Below are 14,989 nucleotides of genomic sequence, written 5' to 3'. Positions count from 1 at the left end.
GCTAAACTAACAAGAAACTTTCTTAAAAAAAACCTGTGTTAGCGGATCGTGACGAGAGGGGAGCCAGGCAGTGGCTCTACGACCGGGTACGCCTCGGCTTCTACGCCAGCTCAACGACCGGGCGGCGCTGGAACTGCTCCTCTCGAAAGGCCCCCTGACCAGGGCCGAGCTGGGAGAGCTCACCGGGCTTTCGAAGGTCACCTCCGGCCAGCTCCTGTCGAGGCTGGAGACCCGCGGCCTCGTGACGGCGGCCGGAGAGCGGCCGGGAGGTCGCGGCCCCAACGCCGCCCTTTACGGAGTGAATCCGGCGAGCGCCTACGTCGCGGGCCTGGAGGTCCTGCCGGACAGTGTCACCGCGGGCGTGGCCGACATCACCGGGACGATCGTCGCCGAGATAACGGTCGATCCCACGGACGCGGGCGACCCGGTGAAGATGGTGCACGGCGCCGTCCTCCGGGCGTGCGAGACGGCCGGCGTCGAGCTCTCCCAGCTCCGCTGCCTCGTCATCGGCACCCGCGGCGTCGTGGACCCCTCGACCGGCGATGTCCGCTATTCCTTCGACCTGCCTGCCTGGCACGTGGGGATCCTCGGGGGCCTGTGGGCCCTCCTCGGCAAGCCGGTGATCATAGAGAACGACGTCAACCTGGCCGCCCTCGCCGAGCAGGCGTACGGCGCGGCCGAGGACGTGGACGACTTCGCCATCCTGTGGGCGGGCGTCGGCCAGGGCCTCGGCGTCATGCTGGGCGGCCGCCTGCATCGCGGCATCACCGGCGGCGCGGGCGAGATCGGCTGGCTGCCCGTCCCCGGGGAGCCGCTCCCGACCGACGTGACCGCGCCGCAGTCCGGCTCGTTCCAGCGCCTCATCGGCGGAGAGGCGCTCGCCGGCCTCGCCGCGGCCCACGGCGTGAGCCGGGACGACGGCGTGGCCGCCCTGGTCCGTACGGCTCTCGCCACCGGCAACTGGGCCTTCATCGACGAGCTGGCCGGACGGCTCGCCGTCGGCGTCGCCGCGGTGTCCGTCGTGCTCGACCCGACCCTCGTCGTCCTCAGCGGCGACGTCGGCCGGGCCGGAGGACACGAGCTCGCCGCCCGCGTCGAGGAGTGTGTCGCGCGGCTGTGCCCCAGTCGGCCGGCCGTCGCGTGCACCCAGGTCGAGGGCAACCCGGTGCTCCGGGGCGCCGTCGTCGCGGCGCTGGAGTGGGCCCGCGAAGAGGTCTTCTCGGACACTGTGTGACGGTAGGTTGCTTTCCATGCCCATTCTGATCTCCGATCCCCGCGTGACCTCGATTCCCGTCGAGGAGTGCGGGGAGCCTCTGTGCGACGTCCGGGGGCGGCTCCGGCTCGACGGACGGCTCGCCGACCCCGAAGGGGCCTACGCCCACCTGCGGGAAGGCGTGCTGGCCCGGCTGGAGGACGCACAGAGCCGCCTTCCCGGCGGGTGCCACATCGTCGTGGTCGAGGGCTACCGGCCGATCTCCCTGCAGACCCGGTACTTCGAGGAGTACAGGGCCGAGTTGGGCGCGCTGCATCCGGACATGTCGGCCGCGGAGTTGCACAGCGCGGCCAGCCGGTACGTCTCTCCGGTCGAGGTGGCCCCCCACACGGCCGGAGCGGCCGTGGATCTCACCCTCTGTGACGACGACGGCACGGAGCTCGACATGGGCACGGCCGTCAACGACAACCCCGAGCAGAGCGACGGCGCCTGCTACACCGCCGCGCCCAACATCAGCGCGGACGCCCGGCAGAACCGCAAGGTCCTCGGCGTCGCCCTGGAGGCCGCGGGCCTCGTCAACTACCCCACCGAGTGGTGGCACTGGTCCTACGGCGACCGCTACTGGGCCATGACCCGCCGGGCCCGCGCCGCCATCTACGGCCCGGTCACGCTCTGACGCCGGTCACGGTCCACGCCCGTCAGCCTTTGATGGTCCGCCATCGCAGGGGCTGCCCGCCGCCCGCCGTCACCAGGCGGCCCGCGTGGGCGGCCAGCACGGCGGCGTCCGGCGCCTCGCAGAGGTCCGACCATCCCGCCGGGCCGTTCACCGGCAGCCGGGTCCGGACCCGGTGGTCGTCCCCGACGGCGTAGAGCCGTCCGTTGCTCCCGCTGAGGCAGACGGCTCCGCCTGAGTCGCCCACGTCACGCCAGGGCGGCGACCCGCCCATCTCCATGAAGGTCACGGCCCATAGGCGGCCGGCGGAGGTCGCGGCGAAGAAGGTGCAGTCGCTCACCCCCAGGGCCGTCGTCCCCGGCGGGACGCGCCCCACGTCGATCCAGTCCGCCGGCTCCGGGCGCGCCTCGCGGTAGCGGAGCACGCCGCGGGCGGTCACACCGTACAGACCGGCGGCGACGGCGCCCGCGGCCTCACGAGGGCAGTCGAGGCACAGCACGCCGCCCGCCGAGCCGATCGGGAGCCACCGCAGGTTCTGCCCGCACAGCTCCCGGGTGAGCAGGGTGCCGTCGGGGCTCACCGCGTACAGGTCCGGTCCGCACGCCGCGAGGGCGCGCAGGTCGCTGACCGGGCCGATCACCTCCCAGGCCGGTACGGCGGGCCGGGACAGCCGGTCGATCACGTTCCTCGTGATCCGCTCGACGACCGGGTCGTGGAGGGTGTTGCCCCAGTTGATCGTGGCGGCGTTGAAGACCGTGCCCCGGCCGGAGGTGAAGACGCCCATCGTCGCCCAGCCGCCCTGGCCGCCGGAGCTCCAGTGCCGCAGGTCGGCCGTCGCCAGCATGACGAAAGACGGCGGTGTGCCGTCCCGGCAGGTGACCCGGGGCACGCCCAGGACCTCGGTGAACTCCGCCGCGTCGGTCTCGTAGCCGAGCGCGCCCTGGCCGAACTTGTCCCCGTCGGTCAGCCCCGTGCCCTCAAACACCCAGTGCCCGGCGAACCTCGCGGTGTAGGACTCCTCACGCATCAGCGCCATGTCCGGCCCCCAGATGCCCGCGCCGTTGCGGAAGCTCACGCCGGTCAGCGAGTTCTCCGGGCGGGAGACCGGCGCGCTCGACCACTCGACGGTCGTCAGGCTCGGGTCCTCCACCGGGTCGGTCGCCGGATCACGGTGGCAGACCATGGTCCGCCCCTCCATCCGGATCTGCCACCAGCAGGTGTTGCCGGCGAAGAACGCGATGTTCCCGCCGCGCCGGACGAACTCCTCGCACGCGTCGCGCATCTGGGCCGACCAGTACTCGTCGTGCCCGTTGACGATCAGCAGCCGGTAGGCGGACAGGAGGTCGAGGTCGAGATCGAGCCCGGAGCAGTATTCGACCGCGTAGCCGGCCGGGCCCAGCCAGCGGAGCATGCCGTCCTCCCACCGCTCGGGCGGCGGGCCGCCACCGGGCCGGTCGAACGTCACGCGCGCCGCGCGGTCGGGCTGCTCGTTCCAGTAGACGCTCTCGCCGGGGATCCCCGCCCGGTTGTACGCCTGCCACGTGGCGAACGGGATGGACACCAGGATGGGGGAGGTCTCGCCGGGCGTGGCCTGCCGTACGACGAAATAGACCTCGTTGTCGGGAGACGCGCCTGAACCGGGAAGGTCGCCCGACGTGCGAGAGACGAGCACGTCGGGCTCGGGAGGTCCGATGACGAATCGCGCCCGGTAGAGCGAGCTGGGCCAGTCCGGCGGCACCTCGAGGACCCACGACGGCCCGCGCACGGACGCCGTGAGCATCAGTCTGTCGTTCGTGGCGTCGTGCACGGCGACACCGGCCGGGCCGGCCCCTTCCAGGCGGAACTCCAGCGCCTCGCCCTGCGCGCACGAGGTCGCGGTGGCGTGGGCGCTCACCCCAGTCGTCGGAGGAGTTGCCGGAGAGGTCATCGGAGGGCCGCCTCGACGAGCAGCCTCTCCAGCCCGAACAGGAACCGTTCGATGTCCTGCTTGGACAGCCAGCGGGTGTCGGCGGTGAGCGAGACCTGCATCGCGCCCGACAGGTGCACGCAGAACCGGCAGTTGAGCTGCTCCTGGCTGAGCGGCCAGGTCAGCGACGACTCCGGCAGCGCCCGCCGGATCAGCGCCTCGTCGCGGTAGACGGCCTGCTCGGTGAAGCGCATGTCGTTGAAGCAGCAGTATGGATGGATCGGCGTGCCGCGGTCCCGGCTGGTCTCGGCGACGATCCGCTCCCGGTCGGCCGGGTCGTGGTAGGCGCTCCGGTAGGCGCGCAGCACCGCCGGACGGGCGGCGGACAGCAGATCGGCGAACCGGGACTTCTCCACGTCGAGGACGAACAGCCCCTCCTGCGACAGGGTGGTCACCGCGGTGCGGGTGTCGGCGCGGAAGCGGTTGCTCACGATCGGCAGCACGGCCACGGTCTCGTGACCGGTGACCTCCGCGACCAGCGCGCTCACCGCTGTGAGCAGCACCGTCGAGGTGCTCATGCCGTGCCGTACGGCGAGGCGCTGGGCGGCGAGGTCGATCGCCGGGGAGTTGAGCGTGCCCCGCCAGATCGGCGGCAGCTCGCCCCCGCCCGACGACACGTGGAACATCGTGGGCGGCATCCTGCGGTGCTCGCGCTCCCAGTAGGACGCGGCGCTCCCCGCCTGCCGCCGTCCGGCGGGCGACTCCTGCCACAGGGCCAGGTCGAACGGCTGCGGGGGAGCGCCGCCGTGTAGACCATGGGTGAGCCTGCCGCGCAGGAGCAGCAACCGGAGGTCCCGGACGACCTCCTCCGCGCCGAGGCCGTCGGACGCCAGGTGGCAGAAGGCGAGCACCACGTGGGTGACCTCGTCGCCGCGGGTCACGAGCGCGACCCGGAGCGGCCATTCGGACGCGTAGGCGAAGGCGGTCGCGGTCAGTTCGGCCAGGATCTCGGCGGGGTCCGCGTCCGCGACGATCCGGACCGGGAGCTCGCCGCGGTCGCGCAGGTCCTGGCACGGTCCCGGCCCGACGAGCGTGCGCAGGGACTCGTGCCGCTCCACCACCAGGCCGATCCCGCGCGCCGCGCGGGCGACCGAGGCGGGCCGCGCGCCGCGCGGGACCTCCAGCACCCGGCCGAAGTTGAAGTAGTGGTCGTCGGGCGCGGTCCGCTGGATGGTGTCCCAGATCGCCCGCTGCCCCCAGGTGAGCGGGGCCGTGCCGGACCGCGCGCCCGAGAAGGCGATCACCGGGCCGCCGACACCCAGGCGGCCAGCCCCTCGACGCTGTCGAGGAAGGAGACGTCCCCGCCCAGGTCGATCTCCACGTCGTACTCCCGCTCGACCGCGTCGATCAGCCGCATCTGGGCCAGGGAGGTGACGCCGAGGTAGGACAGCGGGACCGACGCCTCCAGTACCTCGGCCGCCGAGATCTGCCCGTCACACGACTCCGACACCAGCTCGGCCAGTCTTTCCTTGAGCATTGCGTACCTTTCTGTGCTGGAGACCCACGAGGTCGCCGGGGGTCTCGGGCAGGGCGGCGCGGTCGACCTTGCCGTGCCCCTTCAGCGGCAGCTCGCCGAGCCAGACGTAGCGTGTGGGAATCATGTATTCGGGCAGCCGCGCGCCGAGCCTGCCGAGGTAGCCGCGGGCCGGCCGGTCGCCGCCGATGTACACCTCGCCGGCCACGCCGGCGGCGAGCTCGCGGGTCCACTCCCAGCTCGACCCCTCGCCGCCCCGGATCAGCAGCCGGGACGCGTCGCTGGGATCGAGCTCGTGCAGGAACCAGAGCCGTTCCTGTCCGAGGGAAAGCGGGATCTCTGAGATGGCAAGCATCTCCACCGGCGCGAGCCCCCAAGTGGTCGGATGAATGCAGCCCAAATAGCCGGGGGTAGGCGCCCCGGCAAGACTAACTGGAAAGAATCTTTGCAATTAGAGGTCGTCGCTAGTCTGGCACTTCCCGGCCCGGCTCACAACCCCTGCCGATCAACGGGAGTGCCTACCGCCGACTGACCGCAACCCCTTGTCCGCGGTCCGCCCGGCATGCCAGACTGGCCTCGACCTAACTGGAAAGAATCTTTTCAGTAAGCCGGGTCCCGGCCCGCTGGCCGGGCGCAATTCGTCCGATCTATCGGGGACATAATGAGAACCGCGCTCGAGGTGCCGACGCTTCCCGACCTCCTGGCGGCCCGTGCCGCCGCCGAGCCGGGTGGCGTCGCCGTGATCGTGCACGGGTCCGGGGAGCTCACCTTCGGAGAGTGGGACGAGCGGTCGAACGCCGTCGCCAACGCGCTGCTCGCCCGCGGCGTCGGCCATGGCGACCGGGTGGGGCTGGTCTTCCCCGGCGCGGCCTGGATGGACTACGCCGTCGCGTTCCTCGGCGTGCTCAAGGCCGGCGCGGTGGCCGTGCCGCTCTCCGACCGGATGCCACCCGCGGAGATCGGCCAGATCGCCTCGCACTGCTCGACGTCTCTCATCCTCACCGACCTGCACGAGCTTGTGAGAGGTTCATCGGAGGCGCCCGGGGTGGCGCTCGGTCCGGGCGACGTGGCACAGATCCTCTACACCTCCGGGACCACCGGCAGGGCCAAGGGCGTCGCCGCCACGCACGCCAACCTGGCCTTCGGCGCGCAGCGGCAGCCGCGGCGCAGGGCGTTCGCCCACTCCCGGCACCTCGTGCACGCCTTCCCGATCGGCACCAACGCCGGGCAGATGATGCTGTTCAACGCGCTGAACGCGCATCCGGCCGTGGTGACGTTGCCCCGCTTCACGCCCGGCCGTTTCGCCGGACTCATCGAGAAATATCAGGCTGGAACGGTCTTCGTCGTGCCGGCGATGGCCATCGAGCTGCTCGGCAACCGGGTGAGCTACGACCTGTCCAGCGTGTTGCTGCTCGGCTCGGCCGCCGCGCCGCTGCCGTCGGCGGTCGCGACGGGGCTCACCGAGATGTTCCCCAACGCGACGATCACCAACTACTACACCTCGACCGAGGCGGCCCCGGCGCAGACGATCATGATCTTCGATCCGGACCGTCCCGGATCCGTGGGCAGGGCCGCGGCGGGCGGCGGCGTCCGGATCTGGTCGTCCGAGCGCGAGGCCGTCCCTCCCGGTGAGATCGGCGAGGTCTGGATGCGCTCTCCGGCCGCGCCCCGCTCCTACTACAACGACCCCGGATCCGACGTCTTCCGGGAGGGCTGGATCCGGATGGGCGACCTCGGCTACCTCGACGAGGACGGCTACCTCTACCTGGTCGACCGGGAGAGCGACGTCGTGAAGTCGGGCGCGTTCAAGGTCTCCACGCTGAAGGTCGAGGACGCGCTGCACCGGCATCCCGCCGTGATCGAGGCGGCGGCCTACGGCGTTCCGCACCCCGTGCTCGGCACGGCTGTCGCGGCGGCCGTCGTGCTGCGGGCCGAGGTGTCCCACGCGGAGCTCAGGGCCTTCCTGGGCGACCTGCTGGCCCGGCACGAGATCCCCGCCGAGATCGTCACGATGGACGTTCTTCCGAGGAACCACGGCGGCAAGGTGGACAAGCGCGCGCTGCGGGCAGGCTCGGGAGCACGGACGGGAGCACAGTCATGAGCGCCGGGCCCCAGGCCGGCCCCGCTCAGGTGTCGTTCGCCCAGGTGGGGATGTGGATCACCGAGCGGATGGGCCGCGCGGGCTCCGCGTACCACATGCCGTTGCTCATCACCCTCGACGGCCCGCTCGACCCCTGCGCGCTGATCCAGGCGTGCGAGGCGCTGATCCGGCGGCATCCCGTCCTGTCGAGCGCGATCGAGGAGCGCGACGGCATCCTGGTCGAGGTCCCCGGCGCCCGCCCGCCGATCAGGGTGACGGTCGCCGGCGACCTCGACGAGCTGGTGCGCGAGGAGACCCTGCGGCCGTTCGACGTCGAGCGGGGACCGCTCGCCCGGATCACGCTGGTCCGCGTCTCGCCCACCCGTCACGTTCTGATCTTCGTGGCCCATCACCTCGTCTTCGACGGCGAGTCGAAAGACGTGCTGGTCCGGGACCTGGCCGCCTTCTACAACGGCGTCCCGATCGTCCGCCTGCCCGTCTCGTACGCCGCGCACGCCGAGGCGGAGCGCGACCGGGTGGCCGCCGACCTCGACGCGGCCCGTGACTACTGGCGCGAGCACTGGCGGGAGCCGGGCGAGGTCGCGCTGCCGGGACTGTCCGGCGCCCCCTCGCGCGGAGCCGCCGAGGGGTTCGTGCACACCTACCGGGCGGAGCTGCCCGACGTGCCCGGCGCCTCCCGTTTCGAGGTGTTCCTGGCGTCCGTCCACGCGCTTCTGTTCGCATACGGCAACGCCGAGCCGGTCTGCGCGATCGACGTGTCCACCCGGACGCCCGAGGTCCGCGACCACATCGGGCTGTTCGTCAACGAGCTTCCCGTGTCGTCCACGCCCTGTCCCGGCATGACGGTCGCCGCCCTAGCCGTCCGGCTCCATGGGGACCTCCGGGAGATGTACCGGTTCCGCCCGGTGCCGCTCGCCCGCGCCGTCCGGGGACTCCGGCCTCGTACGGCACTGGCCCCCGTCTCGGTGAGCTACCGCAAGCGGCGGGCGGATCCCGGGTTCGCCGAGCTGGACGCCACCGTGGACTGGACGGTCTTCAACCACGCGGTCCGAAGTGCTCTGCACCTCCAAGCGGTCGACGGCCCCGACGGCCTCACCGTGATCATGCAGTACAGCTCAAGCGTCCTTGTGACCCAAATAGCGAAGGACCTCACCGCAATCATGAAAAATCCGGACACCGTGCTCGGCGAGATCGCGGCAGGCCGTACGGAACCGGCGAGCCTCGCCGACGAGATCAGGGCCATCTGGCAGGAGGTGCTCGGCATCGACGAGATCGGTGACGAGGAGGACCTCTTCGACCTGGGCGGTCACTCGCTGACCATCACGCAGATCATCGCCCGCATGCGCAAGCGCCTCGGCATCGAGGTGCCGCTCGACGTGTTCTTCGACACCCCCACGATCGCCGGGGTCCTCGAGTCGATCGGCGACTCGGCGGAGGCCGGACGGCCCGATGTGGCGGGCAGCCGCCGGTGACGGAGCCGGCCGCTACACTCGTCCGGCCCCCTCGGGCGGCCGACGACGACCTCGACCTGCTGCTCCTGATCAGGCACTTCGAGCTCGCGCTGCTCGACCTCTTCGGCCGGGGCGAGCTCAACGGCACGACCCACACCTGCGTGGGCCAGGAGTACATCCCCGTCGCGCTCCGGCGGCTGCTCGGGGAGACGGACTACGTGTTCAGCAACCACCGTGGGCACGGCCACTACCTCGCGAGGTTCGACGACCCGGAGGGGCTGCTCGCCGAGATCATGGGGCGGGAGGGGGCCGTCTGCCGCGGGGTGGGCGGCAGCCAGCACATCCTCCGGGACCGCTATGTGTCCACCGGCGTCCAGGGCGAGAGCCTGCCCGTGGCCACCGGAGCCGCGCTGCACCTGAAGCGCACCGCGCCCGGCGCCCTGGCCTGCGTCTACATCGGCGACGGCACCTGGGGGGAGGGCGCCGTCTACGAGGCGCTGAACCTGGCCTCGCTCTGGCGGCTGCCACTGCTGGTCGTCGTCGAGCACAACGGGATCGCGCAGTCCACGCCCACCGCTCGCCAGATGGCCGGGACCGTGCGCTCCCGCGCCCAGGCGTTCGGCGTGCGTCACCACGGCATCGAGACCTCCGATGTCAACGCGATCAGGCACGAGCTCGCGCCGCTCGTGGCGGAGGTGCGGTTCGAAGGCCGGCCGCTGGTCGTCGAGTTCGTCACCCATCGGCTGGGGCCGCACAGCAAGGGTGACGACACCCGTCCTCCCGAGGTCGTCGAGCACGCGCGGGCCCGCGACTGGTACGGCCTCTACGCCGTGGCCCATCCCGAGCAGTTCGCCCGCGCGGACGAGGCCCAGCGCGCCCGCGTCGCGGCGATCGTCCAGGACGTCTCCGCGCGTCCCCCATCGAGGTGGGACCCGTGCGCGTAGCGGAGAACCTCAACGCCGCCCTGCACGGTCTGCTGGAGGCCGACCCGTCGGCGTACGTGATCGGCGAGGACATCCTCGACCCCTACGGCGGCGCCTTCAAGATCACCAAGGGGTTGTCCAGCAGGTTTCCCGACCGGGTGCTCGGCACGCCCATCAGCGAGTCGGGCATCACCGGCCTCGCAGCCGGGCTCGCCCTGTGCGGGGACGCCGCCGTCGTCGAGATCATGTTCGGCGACTTCGTGGCGCTCGCCTTCGACCAGATCGTCAACTTCGCCGCCAAGTCGGTCTCGATGTACGGCTCGCACGTCCCGATGCGGATGGTCGTCCGGTGCCCCACCGGGGGTGGCCGCGGCTACGGCCCGACCCACAGTCAGAGCATGCAGAAGCACTTCATCGGCGTGCCGGGGCTGTCGGTCTACGAGATGTCGCCGCTCCACGACAACCAGGCCGTGCTCGCCGCCATGCTGGCGTCGGGCGGGCCGTCCGTGTTCTTCGAGGACAAGGTCCTCTACACCCGGCGCATGCACGACGTCGGCGACCTGTTCCGGCACGACTTCGTGCCGGAGACCGATGTCGCCCGGGTCTTCCTCGACGAACCGTCGGCGGCCGACTGCGTGATCATCGCCCCCGGCGGGATGGTCGACCGGGCGGTCCGGGCCATGCGGACGCTCCTTCTGGAGCAAGAGGTGACGTGCTGCCTGCTCGTCCCCTCGCGGCTCTACCCATTCGACGCCGAGCCGCTGCTGCCCGCTCTCCGGGGAGCGAGAGCCGTACTGGTCGCGGAGGAGGGGACCGCGGGCGGCACCTGGGGGAGCGAGGTGGCCCAGCGGATCCACCGGCTCATGTGGAAGGACCTCCGGCGGCCGGTGACGCTCGTCCACTCCGCCGACAGCGTGATCCCCACCGCCGCTCATCTGGAGCGGCGGGTGCTCGTGCAGGAGTCCACGATTCATGACGCGGTGCTGGAGGCCCTGCGTGACTGATATCCGGGTGCCGAAGCTCAACAACAACGACACCTCATATGTTCTGATCGAATGGCTCGTCGAGGACGGCCAGCAGATCAAGGCCGGCGACCCCGTCGCGGTGCTGGAGACGTCCAAGGCGACGGAGGAGCTGGTCAGCGAGGAGGACGGCTTTCTCTGGCAGGCCCTCCCGCTGAACGCCGACTGCCCGCCCGGCGCGCTCATCGCCCGCCTGACGAGCGACGAGGCCCGGCCCGGCACGAGCGAGGAGGCCCGGCCCGGTTCGCAGGCCGGGGCTCGGGATGGTGCGGCGGGGGACGGCGCGTCCGGCGCTGAGCCGCTGATCACCGCGCCCGCGCAGGCGTTGATCGACGAGCTGGGCATCGACCTGGCGGAGGTGCGCGCCCTCGGCGTGTCCGTCGTCCGCCGCGCGGACATCGAACGGCTCGCCGCGGGCCGTTCCGAAGCGAGCACGCGCCCGGAGGGCTCGGTCGAGGGGGCCACGCCCGCCCCCGGCCTGCTGTACGAGCTGTCCCGAGTGCAGCGCGCGGTGGCGAGGGCCGTGCGCACCTCGCATGAGATCATCCCGACGGCGTACACGGTGGTGAAGACGGACGTCGGCGCTGCGCTGGAGCTGGCGGGGCGGCTGACCCGGGAGGTCAGGCGGCCGGTCGGCCTGCCGGAGCTCGTGACGCACGCGGTGGCGCGGATGCACGAGGAGTTCCCGCTGTTCTACGCCACACTGGTGGACCAGGAGTCGGCCAGGCTGGCGGAGGCTCCCCACGTCGGCGTGACGATCGACACCGGAGCGGGCCTCTACGTCCCGGTCATCCACGACGCCGGGCGGAGGTCGATCAAGGAGATCGCGAGCCGCCTGATGGAGTATCGGCTGGCCGCCCTCACCGGGGACTTCCGCGAGGACGACCTGGCCGGGGCCAACATCGCCGTCACCCTGCACCACGACGGCGACGTGACGCTCGCCATCCCGCTGATCTTCCCGGGCCACGTGTGCGCCCTCGCGGTGACCTCGCCGCAGGCGGTGCTCCAGCTCGAAGGGGGCCAGGTGGTCAGCCGGAGCGTGGCCAACATCGGCCTGAGCTACGACCACCGCCTCATCAACGGGCGGGACGCGGGCCTGTTCCTCCGGGCACTCAAGACCAGGCTGGAGTCCCCAGCCGAGGTCTTCAGCGCGTAGTCGTCATGCCGGGAAGGCGTACCGGACTCCGGTGAGCCTTTCGGAGACGTCCCAGAGACGGCGGGCGACGTCCTCGTCGCGGGCGGCGGCCGCCGTGTCGACGATCGTGGGATAGCCCCGCTGCTCCAGGAAGCCGTCCGGGCCGACATAGCTCGCGCGACGGATGCCGGGCACCGTCGCCGCGTAGAGGAGGGGCAGGGCGCCCATCTCGGCGCTCTGGGCCAGCAGGACGTTCCCCAGCCGGTTGACCAGCCCCTCCAGCTTGTTCTCGGTCATCGCGGGGCCGGCGCTCGTGAGGTTCGTGGCCGCGTAGCCGGGATGCGCGGCCACGCTGACCAGGGACGTGCCCGAGGCCCGGCGGTCGAGCTCGTACATGAACAGCAGGTTGGCCAGCTTCGACTGGGCATAGGCCCGCCATTTCCGGTAGCGGCGGTGACCCTGCAGGTCGTCGAAGTCGATCCGCCCTGCTTTGTGCAGGTTGCTGCCCACCGTCACCACGCGCGGTGCGGGGCTCCGCAGCAGGGCGGGCAGGAGCAGCCCGGTCAACGCGAAGTGGCCCAGATGGTTCGTGCCGAACTGCATCTCGAACCCGTCCGCCGTCACCCGGTACGGCAGGGCCATCACGCCCGCATTGTTCACGAGAATGTCGACGGCGTTCTCGGAGTCCCCGGAGAACGTCGCGGCGAACTCCCGCACGGAGGAGAGATCGGCGAGGTCGAGCCGGACCACCCGGATGTCGGCCGAGGGCGCGGCCTTGCGCATCCGCGCCGCCGCGTCGTTCCCCTTGGCCGTGTCGCGGCAGGCGACGACCACGCGGGCGCCCCGCCTGGCCAGCTCTCCAGCCGTGATCATGCCGATGCCGCTGTTGGCTCCGGTCACGATCGCGGTCTTGCCGGATTGATCAGGAATGTTGGCGGCCATCCAGCCCATGCCTGCCTCCTGTGCGCTCGGACTCCACCATAGATCGTCTCAAGGCCGTGGCGGTGCTTCCATTGGTCCGCTTTCATGATTCAACGACCTCACGCAGGATCTCCACCAGGCCCTCCGGCGCGTCCCGCATGAGGTTGTGCCCGCCGGCCAGCGCGTGCGTCGTCCAGGAGGGGTCCTCGCGCAGCCGTTCGTAGACTGGGGTGAACGGGGACGGGCCGACCCACCCCGCCGCGTACACGTAGTCCCTGCGGCGGATGTGCGCGAGGTCGCCGGTGAGCCGGAGCGGCTGGAGCAGCGAGGCCAGCGGGTGGGGCGTGGCCCGCGCGTCGAAGAACGGCAGCGTCCGCACCGCGTAGCCGGTCTCCACCACGTCCACGTACCATCGCCGCTCCTGATCCGAGACCAGGGTCCAGCAGGAGTCGCCGTGCTCCGGCACCACCGCGTCCAGGTACACCAGGGAGTCCACCCGTCCGGGCGCGCGGTCGGCGACCCCGGTGATCACCATGCCCCCATAGCTGTGGCCGACCAGCACCGCGTTCTGGATGTTCTCGGCCGCGAGCACGCCGGTCACGTCCTGGATGTGCGTGTCGAGGTTCACTCCGCCGTGCAGCAGATGGCTGCGCTCGCTGAGCCCGGTCAACGTCAGCGGGTAGGCGCGGTGCCCCTGGTCGCGTAGCCGCTGGGTGAGCTCCTCGAAACACCAGCCGCCATGACACATGCCGGGGATGAGGACAAAAGTCGCCACAATCGTGCTCCCTATCGTTGCTGGGCTTGTATCTGGTCCGCGTCCTGGTCCGCGTCCTGGTCCGAGGCAGAGGGGCGAGTACGGCCGGCCGTCGCGGCGACCACAGCCGCCACGGCGCACAGGGCCGCGGTCCACACCAGCGTGGCCTCGGTCGAGGTCTCATCGGCGACGATGCCGGCGATCCACGGGCCGACGGTCTGGCCGGCCGCGAACAGCGTGGTGAAGGCCGCCAGTGTGGCGGTCCAGTCCGCCGGCGGGGTGTTGCCCTTGATGAGGGCGGTGACGGCGGCGGGAACGCCCATGAACGTCGCCCCGTAGACGAGCGCTGAGGCGAGGATGACCGGTGGTGCCGGCGCCGCCAGTGCCAGGGCCGCGCCGCCGCCGAGGACGGCGAGCAGGGTGGACAGGGTGCGGGTGCCGGGCCACTCGGCGGTCGGGCGGTTCCACAGCGCGGGCGCCGCCACGACGGCCAGGCCCAGCGCCGTCCAGGTGAGCACCACCTGCGCGGGCGGCGCGTGCCGGTCGTCGAGGTAGGCGGACAGGAACGTGATGTAGGTGATGTATCCGGCGGCGAACAGTAGGTAGGCCACGGCGGTTCCCCAGAGCGGGCGCACGCGGACCCGGCCGGCCGTCGCGGCCTGAGCGTCCCTGTCCGTATGCGCGGCGGTCCAGCTCGCCACCGTTGCCAGCGCGGCGGCGACGGCCAGGCCGACCCAGGCCAGACGCCAGTGCTCTCCCAGTGCCGGGATGGTCGCGCCGCTGAAGACGATCCCCAGCCCGGTGCCCGCGAAGTACACCGTGATGGGCGCGCCTGAGGCGGCGCGGGCGGCGACACGCGAGGCGATCACCCCGCCGGCGACGAACACCGCCGCCCCCGCCGACCCGGCAGCGGCCCGCGCGGCCAGCAGCGCCGGATAATCGTCGCTCACGGCGGTGGCGGCCAGCGACACGGCCGTGAGCGCCATCCCCCCGCGGAAGACGGAGGCCGTGCCCCAGCGGCGGACGAGCACGGCTGTCACCAGCGCGCCGAGGAGGTAGCCCATCCCGTTGGCGGCGCTCATCGCCCCGGCCTCGGTCAGGGTCCAGTGCAGGTCGTCGCGCATGGCCGGCAGGAGCAGCCCGTAGGCGAAGCGCGCGAGCCCGAGCGCCGAAGCGGTGCCGAGCGCCAGCGGGGCCGCCTGCCATCCCGCCTGCCATGCCGTCCGGGGTGCCGTCCGCGTCATCGGTCCCGCCACTGGGAGCCGCCGCGGCCAGCCGCATTCCGGACCGGGACACCCCGGTCGCGCGGCGAGGCGACGAAGTCTGGCATGGCAGCCCCCAAAGGTCGAACCGATC

The 14,989-nt window shown here is 71.7% G+C and carries 14 protein-coding genes; 7 read left to right on the top strand and 7 right to left on the bottom strand.

What is annotated here, in order from left to right; all coding sequences use genetic code 11:
* The first annotated feature begins 70 nt into the window (after positions 1-70).
* Complete coding sequence (locus tag ABH927_RS08115; RefSeq protein WP_370019525.1) at positions 71-1,234, top strand: ROK family protein; 1,164 nt, start codon at positions 71-73, stop codon at positions 1,232-1,234.
* 16 nt (positions 1,235-1,250) lie between these two features.
* On the top strand, positions 1,251-1,889 hold the full coding sequence (locus tag ABH927_RS08110; protein ID WP_370019523.1) for a M15 family metallopeptidase: 639 nt from the start codon (positions 1,251-1,253) through the stop codon (positions 1,887-1,889).
* A gap of 22 nt (positions 1,890-1,911) precedes the next feature.
* Here the strand turns inward: ABH927_RS08110 and ABH927_RS08105 are convergent, their stop codons facing one another.
* From ABH927_RS08105 to ABH927_RS08090, 4 genes are read right to left on the bottom strand one after another with little or no spacing between them, the layout of a single operon-like run.
* Positions 1,912-3,813 carry a N,N-dimethylformamidase beta subunit family domain-containing protein gene (locus ABH927_RS08105; protein ID WP_370019522.1) on the bottom strand — a complete coding sequence of 634 codons (1,902 nt, stop codon included), beginning with the start codon at positions 3,811-3,813 and terminating at the stop codon, positions 1,912-1,914.
* Complete coding sequence (locus ABH927_RS08100) at positions 3,810-5,096, bottom strand: condensation domain-containing protein (protein ID WP_370019520.1); 1,287 nt, start codon at positions 5,094-5,096, stop codon at positions 3,810-3,812. The genes ABH927_RS08105 and ABH927_RS08100 overlap by 4 nt, the downstream gene beginning before the upstream one ends.
* Positions 5,093-5,329, bottom strand: coding sequence for an acyl carrier protein (locus ABH927_RS08095; protein ID WP_370019519.1), 237 nt, complete (start codon positions 5,327-5,329; stop codon positions 5,093-5,095). Before ABH927_RS08095 ends, ABH927_RS08100 begins: the two co-directional genes overlap by 4 nt.
* Positions 5,286-5,681 (bottom strand): hypothetical protein, encoded by a 396-nt coding sequence (locus ABH927_RS08090; RefSeq protein ID WP_370019518.1) that lies wholly within the window; start codon positions 5,679-5,681, stop codon positions 5,286-5,288. The genes ABH927_RS08095 and ABH927_RS08090 overlap by 44 nt, the downstream gene beginning before the upstream one ends.
* Before the next feature lie 306 nt (positions 5,682-5,987).
* Between ABH927_RS08090 and ABH927_RS08085 the strand changes: the two genes are divergently transcribed.
* Genes ABH927_RS08085 through ABH927_RS08065 form a run of 5 tightly spaced genes read left to right on the top strand, consistent with a single transcriptional unit; the run spans position 5,988 to position 11,979 of the window.
* Entirely contained in the window at positions 5,988-7,427 is a 1,440-nt protein-coding gene (locus tag ABH927_RS08085; RefSeq protein ID WP_370019517.1) for a class I adenylate-forming enzyme family protein, read from the top strand.
* The gene (locus tag ABH927_RS08080) at positions 7,424-8,899 is read left to right on the top strand and encodes a condensation domain-containing protein (protein WP_370019515.1); all 1,476 of its coding nucleotides are present in this window, start codon (positions 7,424-7,426) and stop codon (positions 8,897-8,899) included. Before ABH927_RS08085 ends, ABH927_RS08080 begins: the two co-directional genes overlap by 4 nt.
* Positions 8,896-9,822 carry a thiamine pyrophosphate-dependent dehydrogenase E1 component subunit alpha gene (locus tag ABH927_RS08075; protein ID WP_370019514.1) on the top strand — a complete coding sequence of 309 codons (927 nt, stop codon included), beginning with the start codon at positions 8,896-8,898 and terminating at the stop codon, positions 9,820-9,822. The genes ABH927_RS08080 and ABH927_RS08075 overlap by 4 nt, the downstream gene beginning before the upstream one ends.
* Entirely contained in the window at positions 9,813-10,805 is a 993-nt protein-coding gene (locus ABH927_RS08070) for an alpha-ketoacid dehydrogenase subunit beta (RefSeq protein ID WP_370019512.1), read from the top strand. Before ABH927_RS08075 ends, ABH927_RS08070 begins: the two co-directional genes overlap by 10 nt.
* Positions 10,798-11,979 (top strand): 2-oxo acid dehydrogenase subunit E2, encoded by a 1,182-nt coding sequence (locus ABH927_RS08065; protein ID WP_370019510.1) that lies wholly within the window; start codon positions 10,798-10,800, stop codon positions 11,977-11,979. Before ABH927_RS08070 ends, ABH927_RS08065 begins: the two co-directional genes overlap by 8 nt.
* A 3-nt stretch (positions 11,980-11,982) precedes the next feature.
* On the opposite strand, the gene ABH927_RS08060 is transcribed toward ABH927_RS08065, so the two are convergent.
* From ABH927_RS08060 to ABH927_RS08050, 3 genes are all read right to left on the bottom strand, one after another.
* Complete coding sequence (locus ABH927_RS08060; RefSeq protein ID WP_370019508.1) at positions 11,983-12,909, bottom strand: oxidoreductase; 927 nt, start codon at positions 12,907-12,909, stop codon at positions 11,983-11,985.
* Positions 12,910-12,982: 73 nt separating this feature from the next.
* Entirely contained in the window at positions 12,983-13,654 is a 672-nt protein-coding gene (locus tag ABH927_RS08055) for an alpha/beta fold hydrolase (RefSeq protein ID WP_370019506.1), read from the bottom strand.
* Positions 13,655-13,665: 11 nt separating this feature from the next.
* Complete coding sequence (locus ABH927_RS08050; RefSeq protein WP_370019504.1) at positions 13,666-14,877, bottom strand: YbfB/YjiJ family MFS transporter; 1,212 nt, start codon at positions 14,875-14,877, stop codon at positions 13,666-13,668.
* Between the last annotated feature and the right edge of the window lie 112 nt (positions 14,878-14,989).

The sequence above is a fragment of the Planotetraspora sp. GP83 genome (assembly GCF_041262585.1).
Taxonomy (GTDB): domain Bacteria; phylum Actinomycetota; class Actinomycetes; order Streptosporangiales; family Streptosporangiaceae; genus JAOEGB01.
The sequence above is the reverse complement of the archived record's forward strand: the minus strand, read 5'-3'. Positions and strand labels throughout refer to the sequence as shown.